At 40.5% G+C, this 21,295-nt stretch carries 12 protein-coding genes; 11 read left to right on the top strand and 1 reads right to left on the bottom strand.

From position 1 onward, the window contains the following. Positions 1 to 4 precede the first annotated feature (4 nt). Entirely contained in the window at positions 5 to 2,392 is a 2,388-nt protein-coding gene (locus A9970_RS13850) for an ABC transporter permease (protein ID WP_182982718.1), read from the bottom strand. A gap of 586 nt (positions 2,393 to 2,978) precedes the next feature. Between A9970_RS13850 and A9970_RS13845 the strand changes: the two genes are divergently transcribed. The 11 genes from A9970_RS13845 to A9970_RS13795 all read left to right on the top strand — a co-directional run bounded on the left by A9970_RS13845 (position 2,979) and on the right by A9970_RS13795 (position 21,221). After that, positions 2,979 to 3,425, top strand: coding sequence for a nuclear transport factor 2 family protein (locus A9970_RS13845; protein WP_182982717.1), 447 nt, complete (start codon positions 2,979 to 2,981; stop codon positions 3,423 to 3,425). A 179-nt stretch (positions 3,426 to 3,604) separates the two neighbouring features. After that, positions 3,605 to 3,823 (top strand): hypothetical protein, encoded by a 219-nt coding sequence (locus tag A9970_RS13840; RefSeq protein ID WP_182982716.1) that lies wholly within the window; start codon positions 3,605 to 3,607, stop codon positions 3,821 to 3,823. A gap of 176 nt (positions 3,824 to 3,999) precedes the next feature. Further along, the gene (locus A9970_RS13835) at positions 4,000 to 4,635 is read left to right on the top strand and encodes a hypothetical protein (RefSeq protein ID WP_182982715.1); all 636 of its coding nucleotides are present in this window, start codon (positions 4,000 to 4,002) and stop codon (positions 4,633 to 4,635) included. Positions 4,636 to 4,990: 355 nt separating this feature from the next. Then, a complete protein-coding gene (locus A9970_RS13830) occupies positions 4,991 to 5,440 on the top strand; it encodes a nuclear transport factor 2 family protein (RefSeq protein WP_083663510.1) in 450 nt (149 codons plus the stop codon). Between the two features lie 228 nt (positions 5,441 to 5,668). Beyond that, on the top strand, positions 5,669 to 8,215 hold the full coding sequence (locus A9970_RS13825) for a tetratricopeptide repeat protein (protein ID WP_182982714.1): 2,547 nt from the start codon (positions 5,669 to 5,671) through the stop codon (positions 8,213 to 8,215). A gap of 591 nt (positions 8,216 to 8,806) precedes the next feature. After that, the gene (locus A9970_RS13820; protein WP_259655398.1) at positions 8,807 to 10,195 is read left to right on the top strand and encodes a DUF4832 domain-containing protein; all 1,389 of its coding nucleotides are present in this window, start codon (positions 8,807 to 8,809) and stop codon (positions 10,193 to 10,195) included. A gap of 28 nt (positions 10,196 to 10,223) precedes the next feature. Then, complete coding sequence (locus A9970_RS13815) at positions 10,224 to 12,011, top strand: glycoside hydrolase family 2 protein (protein WP_182982712.1); 1,788 nt, start codon at positions 10,224 to 10,226, stop codon at positions 12,009 to 12,011. A gap of 86 nt (positions 12,012 to 12,097) precedes the next feature. Then, positions 12,098 to 14,863: a sugar-binding domain-containing protein gene (locus A9970_RS13810; RefSeq protein ID WP_259655397.1), complete on the top strand. Its 2,766-nt coding sequence runs from the start codon at positions 12,098 to 12,100 to the stop codon at positions 14,861 to 14,863. A 38-nt stretch (positions 14,864 to 14,901) separates the two neighbouring features. Then, the gene (locus tag A9970_RS13805) at positions 14,902 to 15,648 is read left to right on the top strand and encodes a hypothetical protein (protein ID WP_259655396.1); all 747 of its coding nucleotides are present in this window, start codon (positions 14,902 to 14,904) and stop codon (positions 15,646 to 15,648) included. 200 nt (positions 15,649 to 15,848) lie between these two features. After that, positions 15,849 to 19,913, top strand: a complete 4,065-nt coding sequence (locus A9970_RS13800) for a hybrid sensor histidine kinase/response regulator transcription factor (protein WP_220801610.1) — start codon at positions 15,849 to 15,851, stop codon at positions 19,911 to 19,913. Between the two features lie 78 nt (positions 19,914 to 19,991). Further along, on the top strand, positions 19,992 to 21,221 hold the full coding sequence (locus tag A9970_RS13795; protein WP_182982710.1) for a glycosyl hydrolase family 28 protein: 1,230 nt from the start codon (positions 19,992 to 19,994) through the stop codon (positions 21,219 to 21,221). Positions 21,222 to 21,295: the final 74 nt, after the last annotated feature.

Raw genomic sequence — 21,295 nt, 5'->3', positions numbered from 1 at the left:
ATTCTTACTCCACTTTTAAACTGTCGACCGGATTAGCTTTTGCCGCGGCTATTGCTCTGGTACATAGGGTTAGAATAGCAATTAACAGTGCGATGATCCCGGCACCTACAAGTATCCACCAGCTGACCGAAATGCGATAAGCGAACTCTTGCAGCCACTGGTTCATCAATAACCATCCGAGCGGCAGTGCAATCAACAGAGCTATACCGACCAGTTTAACCATATCAGAGCATAGTAGATAAACGAGGTTGCTTAATGTTGCACCTAATGTTTTGCGTATACCAATTTCTTTTATTCGCAATTGAATAGCAAATGTGATTACACCAAATAGTCCTAAACAGGCAATAACGATAGACAACAAGGCGAAAATTAAGAGAATTTGACCCTGTTTTATTTCCGAATTGTATTGCTGTTCAAAGGTTTTATCTAAAAATGTGTATTCTAAAGGATAATCGGGGACATATTTACTGTAAATTTTGTTTATATGCGAAATTGTATGGTCTACATTTGTCGATTTCATGCGAATATAAATATTATCCATTTCCATTTTATTAGCTGGAAGTTCTAGGATAAGTGGCTCGATTTTGTGCTGAAGCGAATAAATATGAAAGTCGCCGACGACCCCGATAACGGATTTCAGGATGGATTTTCCAGTTGTGTCTCTTCCAAATTCGATCCTTTTGCCTATCGCGTTTGTCCAGCCTTGTTTTTTTGCAAATGCTGCGTTTATAATGACAGAGGCGCTATCTGTTGGCATGGTACTGTCGAAATTTCTTCCCTTAACCAGTTGAATATGCATTGCTGGGATAAAATTAGGGTCAATTTTTAAGGTATTGGCGAGTGTAAAGTTGGGATCAATTTTTCCATTATTTTCAACATTGAAAGTCCCCACGCCAATGTCGTTTTTCCCAATTGGATTGCTGGCGAACGCTACTTCTGTAATATGGCTATCTTCAAGTAAGCTATTCCTGAGCTCGTCGCCTTTATTGCGCGTGGATTCATTGTCCAGATGGAAAACCATGACCTGATTTTTGTCAAAACCCAGGTTTTTTGTAGTCATAAAGTTCAATTGTAGAAAAATCACCATGGTGGATACAATAAGCAATACTGCGATTACAAATTGAAAAACCACAAGTGATTTTCTCAGTAGATGTTGGAAGCCATGTGTTCCGATCTGATTTTTTAGCGAAGGAATAGTCTTTAGTCCTGCAAGTACTAAAGCTGGATAAATACCGGTAGTGAATACTAAAAATACGATAAATGGAAGTACAAACAGTAAGGTTTTCCCTATTCCAAAATGCCATAAATCCAATTGCTTACCGATCATTTGGTTTAGCCATGGAAGAAAAGTTGAGGCCAGCAATATGCTTAACAATGCTGCACAAAAGATGATTAAAGACGTTTCAACAAGAAACTGCTTTGTTAGATTTAAAGTGCTGGATCCGATTACTTTCCGGACGGCAATTTCTCTCATCCTTATTGAAGCCTGGGCCGTCGTGATATTAATATAATTTACGATCGCAATTAAGAGTACTAATGCACCGACAATGGAAAAGATGTAAACATATTTGATATTGCTATTATTGCCAAGCTCATAACTTAGATTAGAATGCAAATGGATATCCGTAATTGGTTGTAATTCGATTTTATAATCAAAATCGAGGTCCCGTCCATGAATATATTTTTTTACGATGTAAGGAAGTTTTTTTTGAAGTTGGGGCAAGTATGACTGATCTTTTAATAGTACGTAAGTATAAAGGTAAAGTTGATTCCAATCAGGATTAAAGTCTTTTGAAAAGGAACGGATAGCTCTGAAGCTGAAATGTGTATTTTGAGGTACATTTTGTATAACAGCCGTGACAAGGCTGGGTTCAGATTTATTGAAATAAAGCGTTTTATTGACTGCTGTTTCTACGGATCCAAATAATTGCACGGCTAAGTCTTCTGTCAGTACAATAGACTGGGGATTAGCCAATGCCGTTGCAGGATTGCCAGCAAGAAAATTATAGTCAAATAGATTGAAGAAATTCTTGTCTGCGAGGAAGATTTCGTTGACTTTTGTTTGTTGATTATCAATGGTAATTATACCACCGCCCTCGATATCGAATCGGGTAGCTTCCTTTACGCCTGGAAATTCATCTTTAATAACATTTGCAAGGGGACCTGCAGTTCCTGTTATATCAAAGGAACCACCATCCCATTTTCCGTGGGAAACAACGCGATATATACGGTCTGCCTGCGTAAAATAACGATCATAACTCAATTCATCATTCACAAATAAGAGAATAATCCAGCATGCGGCTAGGCCCAACGATAATCCTAGTATATTGATTAAGGAGAAGATTTTGTTTCTGAACAATTTCCGCCATCCGACTTTTAAGTAATTATACATGATTTCCTAATTTTAATCTTAAAAATTCATTGCATTGCATATCATTTTTATTTCATGCAACATGCTTGAGATCAATTAGTTTTAATTGCATCAATAGTTTTGCCTAAGCTTTAAGTGTTTAGTATTCAGTGTTTTGATTGTTTTTGTAGCCGTATTAAATTGTTCGATTGTGAACAATACTGTTCGCTTGCGAACGGAGAATGATTACATAGTTAGCCAGCTCACATCTTATGGCTTCAATTCATCTTTTAGCCAGCATTTAATAGGGTGTACGCATGTGAACAATATCGCAATAAACTGTTCGCATCCGTACAGCTACTTTTTCTGAAAAAGATATGGAATATGCTTTAAAAGGTCATAGAAGCCGTTATTGAACTCACAGGACAACTGGTATAGTATTTGGCACGGAGCTAATAAAATTGATCTTAAGTTCTTTATGCATTTTGAAGTTCACCTTTTCATTTCAGTCATTCACCGAGTTTTACCCGTTGTTGATCTAAAGTCTGTGAGCAAGAAGCATCTAGAGTAGTAGTTTTGAATCAACAAATAAGAATAGAAAAAACTTACACGATAAAATAAAGATATTATGAAAACGCTAGTAAAAACAATCGCAGCAGCAGCCTTAATCGCAATTTCAACATGTACTATGGCAGCTGAAGGTCCCGGATCAAAATCAGCAAAAACAAACGTTAACCTATCAACAGCAGACTTTGCTTTAGAGCACTATGTTGCTGTAATGACTGAAGGTGAATCGACTGGTGTAGAACAATTGTTTGCTGAGGATTTTAATCAAAAGGTCCAAACGGCAAACCTGAAATCAAATAGCCGTAGTGAAGTGGTTAAGTCCTTGAAAAAACAAAAAGGCGAGAAGCTCAACTGTACAGTGAGTACAGATGTACTTGAAGAATCAGCAGATTATATGGTGGCCAGGGTGACCTTGAAATTTGAGGATTTCACCAAGACCGATCTAGTGACTTTTGTCCGTGAAGGAAATGATTGGAAAGTGTCCAAATCGATCAATTCGTATAAATAGGAGTCATTTTAATTCAATATATAGGTTGTAGGGCCACATCAGGAGATGTGGCTTTTTTTATGTTATTGCGGACAGTTCGTTTTTCTAACTCTAACTTACGAAACGTGCGCTAACATTCAGCATCGTTATACGTGAATTTGCTAATCATCATTTGCTTCTTTCGGGACAAATGCTCACTTATGGCAGGAACCAAGTTATCTTATAGATACGTATTCTCTTGCTGTTTCTTTGCTTTTTTACCAACGAAACACCAACGAAACACCAAAGAAATAGCAGACGAAGCCCAAGCCAATCCCAAAGAAGGCCCGAACAAAGAGCAAAGAAACACCGAAGAAACGGCAAAGAATCAGCAAGGAATAAGCATAGCTATTTCATTAAAAATTCTCTTTTTTAACTAAATCTTGACCAATAGTGGCGTATCAGTTACTTGAGTGAAATCAATGAAATACGACGAATATTCTTAAGTTTGCGGCATTAACCTGTATTATATTCAAAAAGGGATTCAATTTAGTTTAGACACTCGGTTGAAGTTCCCACTTTAATAGTTACAGCATAAAAAGCTTATTAATATCAAATGAACGCAAATAGATTATTGTTATTTTTATTATTACTATCCGTCACATTGAAAGGCTATGCTCAAGAGGCATTTGAAGGGGAAATTATTTATAAAAATAGCTTTCAAAGTAAGAATTCAAGCGTCACTAGTGAACAAATGAAGGTTCTTCTAGGTGATAAGCAAGAATATTTTATTAAATCGGGGAATTATAAATCGTGCACAAATGGTGTCGGTATAACAATGCAGCTATATATTGGTGAAACCAATAGACTTTACAATAAGACGAGCCGATCCGACACACTCTATTGGTTTGATGCCGATGTGAAATCAGATGCAGTTATAAGTTGTGAGCTTGTTAAGAATAAAGAGAAAATATTGGGGGAAGATTGTGATGCCTTGATTTTAAAGACGCAAGGGGGGCAGACAACCTATTTCTACACATCAAAGTATCCTATTGACGTTACCAAATTTCAGATGCACAGCTATGGAAACTGGAACTACTATTTATCAAAAGCCAAGTCTGTTCCATTGAAAATTGTGGTCGATAATGAGCAATTTAAAATGGAATCGGTAGCTCAAAAGATAGAAGCGAGGGAACTTCCTAACGATTTTTTTGCAATATCAGTCGATACACCGATAAAGAAAACGAAATAAATCAACTTGGTCAGCAGACAGTAATCATTAATCTTTTGCTAGGCTTTTTATGCGGTGTGCGCATGCGAACAATCTATTTTGAAACTGTTCGTATGCGCACATTTTCTTTTTAGTAAAGAATCTTGAAAATGCCTTTAAATGTGCTGAGAGGCACAAATGTTCTTATTGTAGCCACTGGTATAGTATTTGGCATGCAGCAGCTAAGATGGTTGTTATATTCAACTTTACATTTCCGCCATTCACCGATATTCAAATATCGTTGGTCTAAAGTGCATAGGCCAGCGATATATTGAACTTTAGTTTTGGATCAACAAGTAAGGGTATATAGACTAACACAATAGAACAAAAAGATAGTATGAAAGCATTCGTAAAAACATTCACGGCAGCAGCTTTAATCTGCTTATCGTCAGTTGCCATGGCAGCTGAAAAGCCAGCATCAAAACCAGAAAAAATTAGCATTAATCTTTCCACAGCAGACTTCGCTTTGCAGCATTATGTTGCTGTAACGACGGCTGGAGAATCTGTGGGTTTAGAGCAATTATTTGCTGAAGATTTCAGCCAAAGGATCCAGGCTTCCAATATACAGACCTACTACGGACGCCAGGCTTTGATTAAATCTTTAAAAAAACAGCAGGGAGAAATTCTGAACTGTAAAACGCATATCAAGATTGTCGAAAAATCCGCAGATTATATGATTGCAAAAATTGTATTGAAATTTGACAGCTTTAGCATGACTGACCTAGTGACTTTAGTTTATGAGAATGGCAGTTGGCAGGTATCCAAGTCAGTCCATTCCTATCAGTAGGAACCACTCTTTTATTTTTTCTTCTTGGCTCCATTATTGTATAAATTCAGTTGCCGATAGAGCAATGGAATAGCGTGTTTTGTTCTAAATCGTTGAAACGGAGCAACTATGAGGTGTAAATTACCGAATGTGCTTGGAATTCTTTAGTTTTGAATACACTAATTAGGGATAACCCTATGTCTCCTCGGCAAAGGAACGTTTGGAACAATTCAGAAATACGTACGAACAATGATATTGAAAGAAAGAATCGGTCACAATTACCTGAAATACCTGTTTACTGGGACGCTTTCGGCTTTATTGGTAACAGGTTATGCACAGGAAGTGGGGAAACAACAGAAAGAAAAGAAAGAGAAACAACAGCAACATAGTGTGCAAGGTGGCGGCGGAGAGGTTCAAACCATGGATTCCATTGATGTCGTACGCGACTACCGGCCTATGCTGGCCGATGCGGTCAAGGTACGCCGCAGTCCGGATATGACGCATATCAACCGCGATGCTATCGAGACGGAGCTACGCCAGATTGCCACAGCCACCTATTTAGCACAACAAAAATATAAACAGGCCTATTATCACGAATTGATGAAACGGCACCCAGACGCTGCGCAAAGTAATATCGATAATTACCGCATCAGCTATCTGGCTTATGGCGCTGGCGAATATAAAAGAGCGAGCGGTATGCTGGAGGCCATAAAACCTTCGGATGCCTTTTATCAGGGGGCGATCATGACATTAGGCCATATCGCTCTGGAGACTGGCGATAAGCAAGCTGCACGAAATGCTTTTGTCAAAGCGACAAAACTGGATTTAGACCAGCAAGTGAAAGCCGATGCGCTATTTAACTATGCTAAAATCTTGTTTGCAATGGACTCCACCCAAGCGGCACAAAAAGTCCTCGAAAAATATATCGCCCAAGAAGTGAAACCTGTCGATCCCGGTTCAAAAAGAAAGGAAAGTGCCGAAACACTATCCGCTGAAATTCTACGTGGGACGACCAACTTCCATGCCGGTGTTAGTATGCTGGAATCGCTAAAAGAGCGCGGTCGGGAGGTCAATGCGATCTATCAAAAGGTAACCTACTACCGCGGACTGGAGTTTTATAACGAGCGCGCTTTCGAAAATAGCATATCCATGTTTATGCGATCTGAAAAGTTTCCGGTCAATGCTGAAATGGCCGCTCTTGCAACCTATTGGAAAGCAGAGGCCATGTATGAAGTGCGCAAATTTGGTGAAGCCGTAGAAAACTTCTCCCAGTTTCTGAGCCTGCCCGTCGCTCGGAATAGCGATCTGTATAATTATGCCAATTATGGGCTGGCGTATGCGGCCTACCGAAACAATCGTTTTGAGTTGGCAGCCAATTATTTTGAACGTTTTCTGGCTGCTGGAGGAAATGCGGTGGATCAAAATATACGGTATGATGTCATTGCACGCCTAGGCGATTCGTATCTGTGTCTGCGCGATTACGGCCGGGCAAATAAGTACTATGATCAGCTGATCGACAGCAAAGCGCCCAATCAGGATTATGCCTTATTCCAGCGCGGTATCTTATTTGGTCTGCAAGGTAACAACGAAACCAAGCTCAGTACGCTGCGGTCCGTTTTGAAGCAATTTCCATCTTCGAACTATGCGGATGATGCGGCCTTTGAAATTCCTTACACTTATTTCACGATGGGTGATTATGGCCGTGCAATCGAAGGATTGCAAGCAATGGTCGAAAAGTACCCCCGTAGCAGTTATATTCCGCGCGCCTTAATGACCATAGGGCTCGTGCAGTACAATAACGATGAGCCCGAAGCGGCGAAAGCGACTTTTCAGAAGGTGGTGGAGAAATATACCCGAACTGCTGAAGCCGAGCAGGCCATGCGTTTCATCGAAAATATTTACCTCGATCAGGGGGATGCTTCAAGCTATATCCGTTATGCTGTCGGTACCAATGTCAGTAATCTGAGTCCTGCAGAGCTAGATAACATGGCTTTCCAGGCTGCGCAGTCGCTATTCGCCAGGGGAGAATACGGAGCAGCTGTAGAAGCGATCAATGCCTATTTTGATAAATTTCCAAAACCCCGACAAGAAAAATTCGCCCGTTACATCCGTGGGGTGAGTTCGTACCGCACTGGGCATCCGCAGGAAGCATTACACGATCTAAATATCATATTGAACGACTGGACGAGCAAATATTCAGAGAATACCTTGCTGACGGTTGCTGCGCTGTACCTGGACCTCAAGGAATACAACGAGGCCATTGTACACCTCAAAAAATTGGAGCTCAACGAAGAATATAAAAAGAACTATGGCTATGCGGTAACGAACCTGATGGTGTGTTACTTCGAACTCGGCGATATGGAGCAAATGGCTAAGTACGTGAGCCTGGTCAAAAATTACAACGGTGCAACCGAGGAGGAAATAGCGAAAGCGCATTTGTACAGTGGAAAAGCCTTGCTGAAAGAAAAGAATGTAGCGTCTGCCATGAAAGAATTCAACCTGGCCGCATTGAAGAGCCAATCGGCGGTCGGCGCAGAAGCACGGTACCGCGTAGCGCTTTTGCAGTACGATAACAAGGAATATGATAAGGCGCTGGAAACAGCCTTTGATGTGATTAACAATAGGGAAGCACAAGAATATTGGGTTGCCAAGAGCTTCCTGGTGCTTGCTGATGCCTATGCGCGCAAAGGCAATGCTTTCCAGGCGAAGAGTACCTTGAAAAGTGTGATTGACAATTATGACAAAAACGATGATATCGTGCCCGCGGCGAAAGAACGGTTACAGAAGTTGAAGTAATACTTCTGAGAATTTGGCATACGCCAGATGTGATAGCGTTTTTCATTTCTTTCGAATGAAGAGGATCGTATGGAACATGAACCTAAAAAGCCCGACAACAATCGGGCTTTTTACATTAAGTAGACTGCTATAAATCCAAGAAGGAAGATCTGTTTCTTTATCACTTAGTCTCCATAAGTGAATGATTTTATTCACATCGTCCTTCATAGCGGATTAAATCCTAATTTTTGTACAAAAACGAACCTTTTTTGAACAAATCAATACCATAGCGGAAATCTGCTGTGGTTATTTTTGTGTCGTCCCATTAGATCAATTTGATTTAAATAAGACCAATATAGCATAGACTACAATAACCAATAACCAATAACCAATAGACTTGAAAATATGTTCAAATACGAAATGATAAACAAACAGCTAATCTCAAATTGGATAATAAAATTTTTTTTAACGCTTTTATTGTGCACTTCTGGATTGCTTGGTTTTTCTCAAAAAAATGAAGGGAAAAGCGGTTCGGGCAACACCGGGTATATTTTATTAAAGCCAAAATACGATGGTCATTCAGTCTTGCGCAATCCTTTAAATGGTTGGGTAATGTATGCTCCCCGTAATGCCGATGATACGTATTGGGATATCGGATATTTTGTGCCAGCATTGGGTAAAAAGGTAAAGGTCATTGATTATGCTTCGGCATGTTATGTACGCACGAGCTGGTCTTCGCTGAATCCCAGTGACGGTGTTTATGCCTGGGATGATCCAAACTCTAAAATAGGAAAACTCCTTAAAGGCGCACAAACGAGAGGGTTGCCCATAGCGCTCCGTATTGTGGTAGATGGTCGCGACCAAGGTCAAAATACACCCAAATTTGTGTTCGACCTCGGAGCCAAATATTATTTGGAAAATGAAAATCATCCCGATAGGCAAACACCTTATCCTCAGGATGCGGTATTTAGAAAATACTATACCAAATTTATCACAGCTTTGGCCAAGGAATTTAATGATCCTGAAAAGACCTCTTTTATTGATGCCTATGGCTTGGGGAAATGGGGCGAAGCACATTATGTTGTCTATGAAGATCCTAAAATGGCAACACCCGAAAGTACTGAAAAAAGAAAGGAAGAAACCCTTGAATGGGTGACCAGCTTATATGCTAACACATTTACAAAAGTTCCTTTGGTTATCAACTACCATCGTCTGGTCGGTCATCCCGAAAGTTGGGGAGCAGTCAACCCGAATAGTGAACGCTTATTGGATAAAGCTATTGATAAGGGGTATAGCCTTCGCCAAGATGCTTTTGGCATGACTGGCTATTACCAGAATTGGGAAAAGGATTTTGCCAAGAAATGGAATTTTAAGTGTCCTATCATTATGGAAGGAGGCTGGATTATTGCTCCAGGTAAGCACCGTTATTGGACAGACCCCAGTGGAAAATATAGAGAAGGTCATGATGAGGATGTGAGGAAAGGTGAGTTCGACCTGTCGGCCGAAGCCCATGTCAATATGATGGACTTTAGAACGGGGGGAGAAACTGAATCCTGGTTTAAGTCCTTTGATTTGGTTCAACGGTTTATTACAGAAGGGGGGTACCGTGTATATCCAGACCAAATCAACCTCCCTCAAGATATCAAGACGGGAAAAGTAGCGCAAATCGCCCATCGTTGGCAGAATATGGGCTGGGGCTACTTACCTAATAATATTCCACAATGGAACTACAAATATAAAGTTGCTTTTGCACTGTTAGATGCCAAAGGGAATATTAAAAAGATTTTTGTAGATCGTCAGAGTGAACCGTCTGCTTGGTTGAAAGGTGCTGCTGCGAGTTATAAATTAAATGCAAAAGTAGATCTACCTGCAGGGATATACAGCTGGGCAGTCGCCATTGTTGATACGACCAAGGAAAATAAGCCGGCAATTCAACTTGCCCTTGATGGAGATTTGACGGCTCAGGGTTGGACAAAGCTTTCTGCATTGCAGGTAAAATAGAAAATTTTATTAACAACTAACACCTATCATGATAAAGCTGATCAATCTATCTTTGATATTGTCCCTTTTTTTTAGCCTGATAACCTCCAACCTTGTTGCACAGCAAAATATGGCCAATGTGTATGGTAGGCAAGCTCAATCCTTAAATGGAAAGTGGAACGCTATTGTAGACTTATACGACCAGGGAAGAAAAAACCAAATCTACCTGAATAAAAAAGCCGAAAGCAAGACTGATTTTTATGAATACGCTTTCGAGAATGGTCTCCGTTTAAATGTGCCTTCAGATTGGAACAGTCAAATGCCTGAACTTAAATATTACGAAGGTACCATCTGGTATGGGCGTAAGTTCGATGTAGTGAAAGAAAATAACAAAAGGTTGTTCTTGTATTTTGCTGCGGTAAGTTACCGTTGTCGCATATATCTCAATGGACAAGAGATTGCACAACATGAAGGTGGTTTTACCCCCTTTCAGATTGAAATAACAGATGCAGCTAAAGAAAATGATAATTTTTTGGCAGTTGAGGTAAATAATAGCCGGCAGGTTGATGCCATTCCGGCAATGGCCTTTGATTGGTGGAACTATGGCGGTATCACTCGAGATGTCTTTTTGGTAAGCACGCCAAAAGTTTTTATCGATGATTATTTTGTTCAATTGGACAAAACCAAAGCCGATAAAATCAATGCGAAGGTCAAACTTTCGGAAACGATGGCCAATTCCTCGGTAACTATCGAAATACCGGAACTACAACTAAAACAAACGCTTAAAACAGATGCTCAGGGAGAAGTAAAAACTTCATTCCTATCGAGAGAAATCAAACGTTGGTCGCCCACTTCACCTAAACTGTATAACGTGAAGATTTCAACGCGCGATGATCAAATAGAAGAGGAAATAGGTTTTCGCAATATCTGGGTAAAAGGGGAAGATATCTTCCTGAATGGCGAAGCTATTTTTCTCAAGTCCATTTCATTTCATGAGGAAATACCTCAGCGCAGAGGTCGTGCTTTTTCACAGGCAGATGCAGTGATGCTGCTTTCAGAAGCGAAAGCTTTGGGCTGTAATATGATTCGTTTGGCACATTATCCACAAAATGAATATATCGTGAGAATGGCCGAAAAAATGGGTTTCTTGTTGTGGGAAGAAATTCCCATTTGGCAAGGCATCAATTTTGAAAATGAATCGACCAAAGAGAAAGCCGGTAAAATGATGCGGGAAATGGTTGCTCGAGACAAAAATCGTTGCGCACTCGCTTTTTGGGGCGTAGCCAATGAAACCCAACCATCCGAGCCTAGAAATGCTTTTATCAGGCATTTGATTGCTACATGCAGAGCCATTGACACGACCAGGCTTATAACCGCTGCTTTTGATCTTGTTCGTTTCAATAAGGAAAAGGAAACCTTTGTTATGGATGATCCTTTTACGAAAGAATTGGACGTCGTAGCTGTCAACAAATATTTAGGCTGGTACCATTCCTGGCCAGTTTCTCCTGATAAAGCAGTATGGGATGTGGCAAAAGGCCAGCCTTTAATTATTTCTGAATTTGGAGGCGAGGCGCTGTATGGCAAAACGGGCGAAAAGGATGTCGTCAGTTCATGGAGTGAAGATTACCAAGCGACTTTGTACAAAAACAACCTCGAAATGTTTAAGCATATTCCAAACCTGCGCGGAACTTCACCTTGGCTGCTATTTGATTTCCGTTCGCCGTTCCGTTTTCATCCGACCAACCAAGATGGCTGGAACCGCAAAGGATTGATCTCAGACCAAGGCTACCGAAAGAAAGCCTGGTTTCTGATGAAGCATTATTATGATAATAAATAAGACTTCAATTACGAAACCGAGCTTAAAGAGGAGTATCACAGTGACACTATTTTTTCGATGCCTACAAAAATAATATACTGAAAAGAATGAAAGCACCTAAACTATCGAAACACAAAATGGATGAATACAGGACAAGCATCTATAAATACTTTAAAATGATGTGCCTAATGGGGCTTTTCCTGCAGGCAACCTTGTTAAAGGCTCAAGATGCTATCGATTTATCAGGCACTTGGGGGTTCCAGACGGACGTGATGGATTTCCGTAGAGGATCGCTGTCTCCCCGCTATAATCATCTTTTGCAAGAAACAATTAAGCTTCCCGGTATTACCGATGATTATCAGATAGGATATAAAAATCCCTATAAATATATCGATCGCCTGACCCGAAAATACGAATATATGGGACCGGCATGGTACCAACGTGATATTGAAATCCCTGCCGAATGGAAAGGGAAAAAAATATTCCTATACTTTGAGCGTACCCACTGGTTGAGTTCAGTTTTTGTAGATACCAAGGAAGTCAGCAGTATCGATTATGTAAGTGTGCCCCACAACCACGATCTGAGCTCATTTGTAAAGCCCGGAAAGAAGCATCGCATGACCATTTGTATCGATAACCGGTTTCAGTATAATACACACAAATGGAACCATGCGCATACTGAATTTACGCAGATTAACTGGAACGGTATTCTAGGAGAAATAAAACTGCTGGCCATAGACCCAGTTTATCTGGAAGATCTTCAGGTATATCCAAATATAGCCGATCAGTCCATAAAAGTAAAATTACGGGTAAATAATGCGACCAAAAAACAGATAAAGGGCAAAGTGTCTTTCGTCATCGAGGGAACAAACTACAGTCTTAAGGATGAAGTTGCACTGGTAAGTACCGATTCGGTGACCTTCGTAGAGACCACTATTCCATTAGGTAAGCATATCAAATTGTGGGATGAGTTTAACCCAAACCTCTATCGTATAAATTGTCAACTGAATACCTCCGACGGCAAAAACAGCTACCGACATGAAAAAGCGACAACCTTTGGTATGCGTGAAGTAAAACAAGGAAAAAACCATGTACTGCTCAATAATCGTCCCATCCATTTAAGAGGCAATGTAGAAAATGCAGTGTTTCCAAAAACAGGCCATGCTCCGCTCGACGATGCCTCTTGGGAACGAATCATGGTGCTGATGAAGGCGTATGGCATGAACCATTTACGATTCCATTCATGGTGCCCGCCGGCGGCGGCCTTTCGCATGGCAGACAAACATGGAATATATTTTGAAGTGGAAATGCCTATGTGGGGCAAAGATGCCGAACCCGACGAGTCTAGATATAACTTCTTCCGTAGGGAAATTAAAGCTATTTTAAAAGAATATGGCAACCATCCTTCTTTTGTTCTGTACTGCAACGGAAATGAAATTACCGGGAATTTCGACTTTATCGAGGAGTTGACTGCCGAAGGCAGAAAAGCTGATCCCCGCCATCTTTACAGCGGTTCTACGGCACGAACACGGGTTAAATCAGATCAATATTACGTTTCCCAGCAAACCAATAAAGGGCCGGTGAAGGTGTACGAAGGTCTGCCCAGTACCGATTGGGACAAGAATTTGGAATCTGATGTAGATGTGCCCGTCATTTCACACGAGTCAGGGCAACGCTGTATTTATCCAAATTTTGATGAAATAAAGAAATATGCCAACAGTCCCGTAGAGGCCCGCAATTTTGAAGTATTTAGCGATCTATTACAAAAAAATGGCATGTTGGACCAAGCAAAGGATTTCTTCAGAGCATCTGGTGCGTTGACCGTGCTGGAGTACAAAGCCGTGATCGAAGCCCTGTTGCGATCAGGTAAATCTGCCGGATTTCAGCTTTTGTCGATGAATGACTTTCCGGGACAAGGGTACGCGCCCGTGGGGATCTTCGATCCTTTCTGGGATTCGAAAGGATTGGTTACAGCAGAAAAATTCAGCGAGTTTTGCGCGCCAACGGTCGCTCTACTGCGCTACGATAAAAGCAGTTTTTTCAACACAGAAACATTTAGGGGTAAAGCCGAGGTATATAACTTTAGCAATTCTGCACTTGAAAATGCGAAAATTAAATGGTGGTTGACCGATACCGCTGGCAGCGTATTGAAAAAGGGAACACTGAAAAGGCAAACCATTGCCAACGAAAATGTATCGCCGGTAGGTGAATTTGAGATTTCCCTAAAAAACATCAGCACCCAAAAAGTTACGGTTCATCTTGCGGTAAACGATAGCATTAAGAATAGCTGGGACATTTGGGTATATCCAAAACATCAACATCTGATGCAGTCTACAGCTAATGTATTGTACACCGATGTCTACGATGATGCTGCAAAAAGGCAGTTGGCCCAGGGTAAAACCGTGGTTCTTTATCCTTCTCCAGACCAGGTGAAAGGTCGAAAATCACTGTTTCACAATCATTTTTGGAACCCCATTATGTTTGCATGGGCACCGATGACCATCGGCAACCTTGTTCATCATAAGCAGGCCATGTTTAATGATTTTCTTACTTCATACCATACCGATTGGCAGTGGTGGGATATCCTGAACCATGCAAAAGTAATCGAAATGCAACATGCACCACAACAACTGCGTCCCTTTATACAGGTCATCGACAGCTACGACAACAACCAGAAATTGGGTATTGGTTTTGAAGCCAAACTGCACGGCGGGAAACTGCTGGTACTGGCATTGGATACCAAAAATGATATGGATAACCGTCCCGCTACCCAACAATTGTTGTACAGTATCGATAATTATGTAAAAAGTGAGAAATTCTCGCCGCAAGTGGCCGTGGACGAAACTTTTATTCAATCATTTTTAGAGAAATAAGAAAGATTTACACAATGGTAAGAACAATGATATTATCTATGATGACTGTTTTTTGGGGTCAGCCCCTCATGGCACAGGAAATTAGGTTAGAAGAGAAAGCGTCTGTAAACCAGGTTTATAATAAAGCTGTCAAGGCGGAAAATGCATTATCTTTGAATGATTTGGACATCGAATCGGGCTATGTACTTTATCAGACCGAGATAAACACTGATGCCGAAAGCGAAGAGCTGGAATTGGAAAACGTACGCGATTATGCCGTGGTCTATGTCGACGGTAAGGTACAGGGTAGCCTGACAGATAAGAGTAAAAAACTAGCCATCAAAGCAAATCCAGGCAAACACTTGCTTCAACTTTATGTCGAGAATATTGGTCGGATCACTTACGGACCAGAAATTACAGATAATTCAAAAGGGCTATTTGGCACCATTACTTTAGACGGAAACGACCTTCAAGACTGGAAAATGATCCCCTTAACGGTGCGTAATTATCCACTGAAGGATTTGGTTTTTGAACAAAGATCAGCTAATGACAGCCCCGGTTTTTACAAAGGTCAGTTCGAACACAATCTGTCCGGAAACAAGTATCTTAATATGACAGGATGGGGAATGGGCGAGGTCTGGTTAAATCAAAAATATTTGGGATCTTACTGGGAGGAAGAAAAACAGCAGTCGATATTAATTCCTTCTACGGATTTAAAACCCGGAAAAAATGAACTTGTAATCTTCGAACTCAAAAATAATCAGCAAAAGAAGATAAGTTTGTCCCCAACGCCTGTTTTTAAGTAAATTGGTACTGTTGGCTTCGCATGGATCTGAACAGCTGAAAAAGAGCTAAGGCCAGAATTTCGACGAAGCTCATTGCCTAATAGTATGATAATCGAAGTTTATAGAACCACTGATCAACAATTAGTAGCAGGGTATTTTGATTGTAACTGGCACGCGTAAATCTTGGATTGAAATTTAAACAGCTTTAGTAGCATCAGTAAATGAATAAATACAGTCTGATAATTTGTTTCGTCGTTTTTTGGGGGCAATGTGTTCTCGGTATCGATCTTTCGAGGTATAGGTTTCATCTGATGCCCGAAACTTCCTATTATGGCGGTATACAGAGCATCGCAAAAGATAGTTTAGGGCGTATTTGGTACACGGGGCCCGATGCACTCTTCATGTACGATGGCAATAGTTTTTATCAGTTAAATGATATCGTCTCTGCGATCAAACCCACGCAAAAATGGGGTTATGGTTCTTTAATTCGGGATAAAAAGGGAAATCTGTTTCTAGCTTCTGGGCAAGGTTTATTAAAATTCGATTACGAACGGTTTTCTTTTCATGTCGTGGTTCCCGGAATGATCCGTTCGCTTTGTGTACATAGCGATGGTCAGGTTTACATGCTGTCAGACAATAGCATACTACGCTATAATCCGCAAAATAAACAGACAGAAAGCTTTTTATTGCCCAAAAACAAGTCTTTCCAAAATATATTGAGTGCTAAAGATCAGGTGTTTCTAAGCCAAGGCGCTGTCGTGTATCAAGTTGAAATGACGAAAAAACGCCTAATCCAGTTTGCGGATTTTGGTAGTACGACAAATCAGGTGAACGATGCGGTCGCGTACGGGGGGGAATATTACTTTTTAACACAACGAGGGGGAATCCATATAACAGACTTAACAGGTAACTTAAAACAGAAGATCCCAGTAAACATAATGGGAAATTCAGCAGTGTTAACCAAAAAATTATATTTGGACCAAACCGGGGTGATCTGGGTGGCTACGCAAGCTGGATTGTATCTTTATGATCCATCCAATGAAAGCAGCAGCACCTTGCAAATGAACTTGAACGATGCTTATTCATTACCGAATAACTCGATATGGACAATTTATCCGGATCCGGACCAAGGGGCCTGGATAGGTACTTACGGTGGTAAAATAGCTTATAGCTCGCTTTACGATTCCCGAGTACGTTACTTCAAGCCCAGCCCAGGGGGACTCAATCACCCCATAGTCAGTAGTTTTCAGGAAGATCATCTGGGAAATATATGGATCGGTACCGAGGGGGGGAGCCTGAATTACTGGAATAGAAAAAAGGATCAGTTTAACCCTCCAGAAAAATCGAAGGGTAGTTCGTCGAGTCCCCATATGATTAAACGCCTGAAATTTGACCGAATGAGCAAAAAACTGTTGATTTCAGCCTATAACGGCGGTATTGGTAGTTATGATGTGGACAATCAGCATTTCAGCAGTTTCAATTTCCGCTCTCCAGAGAGCCAGCAACCACTCACCGTTTATGATTTTGTAAACGATAAGGAAGGCACCTGGTGGATGACAGATCCCGATAAATCATTTTTATATCGAAAGAAGCCGCTAGATCCTATAGAGATGGTGAGCGTCCTTGATGCGCAGGGCAAAAAAATGAACCTCGAAGTCGAAGCATTATATGTGAATAACCAAGATCAGCTCTGTTTAATTAGCCATCAAGGATTTTTTGTTGTAAATCCCCATACGTTAAAGGTATTGAAACACTACGCGCTCAAAGATGCTTCCTATTCAGCAAATTACCTGTGTAGTTATACAGTGACTTCAAATGGCGAAGTATGGTTGGGGACATTGGGTAAAGGCGTAAATGTACTCAAAAGAGATGGGACATATGTCAACTATAGTGTAAGTAACGGATTCCCGGCGAAAATGGTATTTGGCATATTAGAAGATGTTGCCACGAAAAATATCTGGTTAAGTACCAGTGATGGTCTTTTTTGTTTCAATTGGAAATCCAGTAAATTTGAGAAATCCAGATTTTATCAGGAAAATAACATTGGTTCATTTTATATTCATGCCGCTTACAAAACTTCTAGGGGTGAAATGCTGTTTGGTGGTACCAATGGATTTCTACTTTTCGATCCGGCTTACCTCAATAAAAATCTGCAAAAACCCAAAGTTTTTTTTACAGGATTTCTGGTCAACAATAAACTCGTGAAACCAGCGGATGGCTCATCAGTTTTAACGAAAGACATTGGCAGTCTTTCCAATCAAAAAGAAGACAAGATAAGGCTCTCCAGTAACCAGTCCAATGTAGAAATTAAGTTTTCGGCAAATAGTTATCTATCCGCAGAGAAGAACCAGTTCGCTTACCGGATGTTGGGGCTTGGTGAAGACTGGCAAATCAGTCATGCCAACCAGAAATCTGTACAGTTTCTCAACCTTCCGGGCGGAGATTATATCTTTGAAATCAAGGCTTCCAACAATGATGGGCTATGGGGCGATCAAATATCACGATTATACATCCACGTCGATCCACCATTTTTCTTGTCCTGGTGGGCTTATTGCTGCTATGCAGCACTTGTTTTTGCCCTGCTTTTTTTCATAATGAGATATTACAGCAATAAAAGAGTGTTTAAAGAGCGATTAGCACTCGAGCGTTTAAAAGAACAGAATATGCAAGAGCTAAACCAGGCGCGTACCGACTTCTTTACCAATATCTCACACGATTTAAAAACACCGCTAACCTTGGTTTTACAGCCTCTTATGCAACTCAAAGACACTATTGTATCCAACGATACTGCTTTGGTATACATGGATTTAATAGAGAAAAATGTATCCAGAATACAGCGGATGATTAGCCAATTGCTGCGCTTTCGCGAAATAGAAAGCCAAAAAATTACGCTCAATCCGCAGGTTGGTGATTTTATCAATTTTGTAAGGGATATATTTAGCCTGTTTGAGCTATATGCCAATAAAAAAGGTGTTGAAACCAATATTTCCGCGTACAAGGACAATTTATATGTTGCCTTTGATTACGATGTTATCGAAAAAATATTGACTAATCTGTTCTCCAATGCCCTAAAATATACACCAGATAATGGGTATGTGGGCGTACGTATCTATAGTGCAACAGCAGAAGAAAAGGAACGGTTTCCTTCGTTAAATCCAACGGAAGTCGAATACATCTCCATTGAAGTTATAAATACCGGTGATTGTTTTTCTGAAGAACAGATCGCGACACTTTACACTTCTTTCAACCGCTTATCTTCTCATCGGCCAACTTTTGAAGAAAGTTCAGGACTTGGACTTGCTATTGTGAAAGAACTGGTAGATGTGCTCGAGGGTAAAATATGGATGGTCAATAAGACCGATAAAATTTCATTTACCCTTTCACTACCGTTAAGGAAACAGGCCGGGGCAGGCGACATGCAGCCTAATGTGTATGATTACACCGTTTCTGAAATCGACGATATTATTACGCAGGATACTGCAGCCCCAGAAACAGGATCGATCCCTATAAAAAAGACAGATAATATCCTGCTTATTGAAGATGACCAACAGCTGCGTGTTTATCTGGAGCAGCGTCTGGCCGAAAAATATAATGTGTACACGGCGAGTGACGGGGAAGAGGGCTTAATTAAAGCCGAAAAAATTTATCCGCAACTTATTATTACCGATTTGATCATGCCAAATCGCAATGGCTTGGAAGTATGCCGTAGCCTTAGACAAAATTTTAAGACTAGCCATATTCCTATTATTATGATTTCGGGTACGGGAGATGACAACCAGAATAAAATAAAAGCATTGGAATATGGCGCCAATGTGTTTATTGATAAACCGTTTCATGTCGACTATCTGTTGCAACAGACGGAAACCATTCTAAGAAATCAGCGGGAACTAAAAGAAAAATACAGCAAACACGTTCAGGTAGATCCCTCCAATGTAACCGTTACCTCCATGGACGAGGAACTGCTGATTAAGGCCATTCAGGTCATTGAAGAAAATATTGACAATGCCAGTTATTCCGTTGAAGATTTTGTGGCTGATATGAACGTAGGCAGAACCATTCTCTATCAAAAAATACATGATATTGTGGGAATGTCCATCAAAGAATTTATTTTGAATATGCGACTGAAAAGAAGTGCTTATCTGTTAGAAAAATCGGATTTGACGATAGCGGAAGTTGCTTACCAAACCGGGTTTAACAATGCCAAATACTTTAGCGTCTGTTTCAAAAAACAGTTTGAACTGAGCCCTTCAGAGTTTAAGAAAAAGGTTTCGAGTGGAAAGAAATAAAAATACAGACAATAGTTTACCGATATACCCTTTCAGATAGGTGAAAGGCAATTCTATATTTTTGAAATCCTAACGATCATGAAAATGACAATTTTTAGAAAAACGCTTCTGCTTACATATTGCTTTTGCTTGTTTAACGTAATTTATCTGACAGCGGCTGTCGCCCAAAAGGTAGATGAGACTTCGATCAGCCCCAATAAATACAAGAGTGGTTCCCAGTCAGAACGTATACAAAAAGCCATAAATGAAGCAAAAAAGTCGACCGGGAAAGTCGTGATCCCTAAATACGATGCGGTAACAAAAAAAAGTGTCTGGCTCATCGATCAGGCCATTTTGCTTCCGGGCGATTTTGAACTTGAATTGAATAACTGTACCATTAAGCTATCGGATAAATGCCGGGATAATTTTATTCGTTCTGCAAATGCAGGGCTGGCAATTAAAGATATAGCACCCACAAAGAATATCCGGATTATTGGAAAAGGAAATGTTCTTTTAGAAGGAGCTGATCATCCCAGAGCTACCGGTGACCATAATAAAATCTTGTCCTTAAATCCCAGCGGATTTGGACAATCTTATGGTACAGATGCAGGTAAGCCCGGAGAGAACCAAAAAGGAGGATGGCGGAACCACGCCATTATATTGGCTCACACTGATGTATTTGAGGTTAGCGGCATTACATTAAAGGATTATCATGGGCATGGACTGGTATTGGAACGCTGTACAAACGGTAAGGTAAGCGATATTACTTTTAACGTAAGGCAGGCAGTAACTGTTGATGGAGTAGACAAACAGATTTTGAACCAAGACGGCATGGGCATACGTTTTGGCTGTAAAAATATTATTATTGCGAATTGCAAAGGTAAAAGCGGCGACGACTTTATTAATATAGGGTTGACAGATACCGGAGTGGGAGCAGGTGAAGAAAATGTAAATGTGGTAAGTGGTTCGATTTATAGGGGCGAAATCGACAACATTTCAACTATTTATCTCCAGAACTGGCAGGACTTCTATTCAATTTCACACCGATCCATACGGATTATGCCTGTGGGTAAACTCCGTATAAGTCATGTTTTTATCGAGAATATGGTCATCAGTCCGCTAGCAAAACAAGGTTTGGTGGTCGAGTATGGCGAGCATGTGCAGGGCTTATTTGTACGAAATTTAATCAGTCATCAACCGATAAAAGCCAAAGGTATCTCGCAGGCCAGTTTCCGCGATATCATTTATAAAGGTCGGGGTGAAGCTATCGATGTGCAACCAAGCGATACCGTTATCCTAGATCATCTAATGCGTATAAAAAACGAATAATAAAGCGCTCCTAATCTCCATTTTACTGCGAAAAACACATCTTTTTGCCTTTTGTACAAAATCAAACCATTTTC

It is taken from the genome of Sphingobacterium sp. UME9, from assembly GCF_014170215.1.
GTDB lineage: Bacteria > Bacteroidota > Bacteroidia > Sphingobacteriales > Sphingobacteriaceae > Sphingobacterium > Sphingobacterium paramultivorum.
This window is presented reverse-complemented; position numbering and strand designations above follow the sequence as displayed.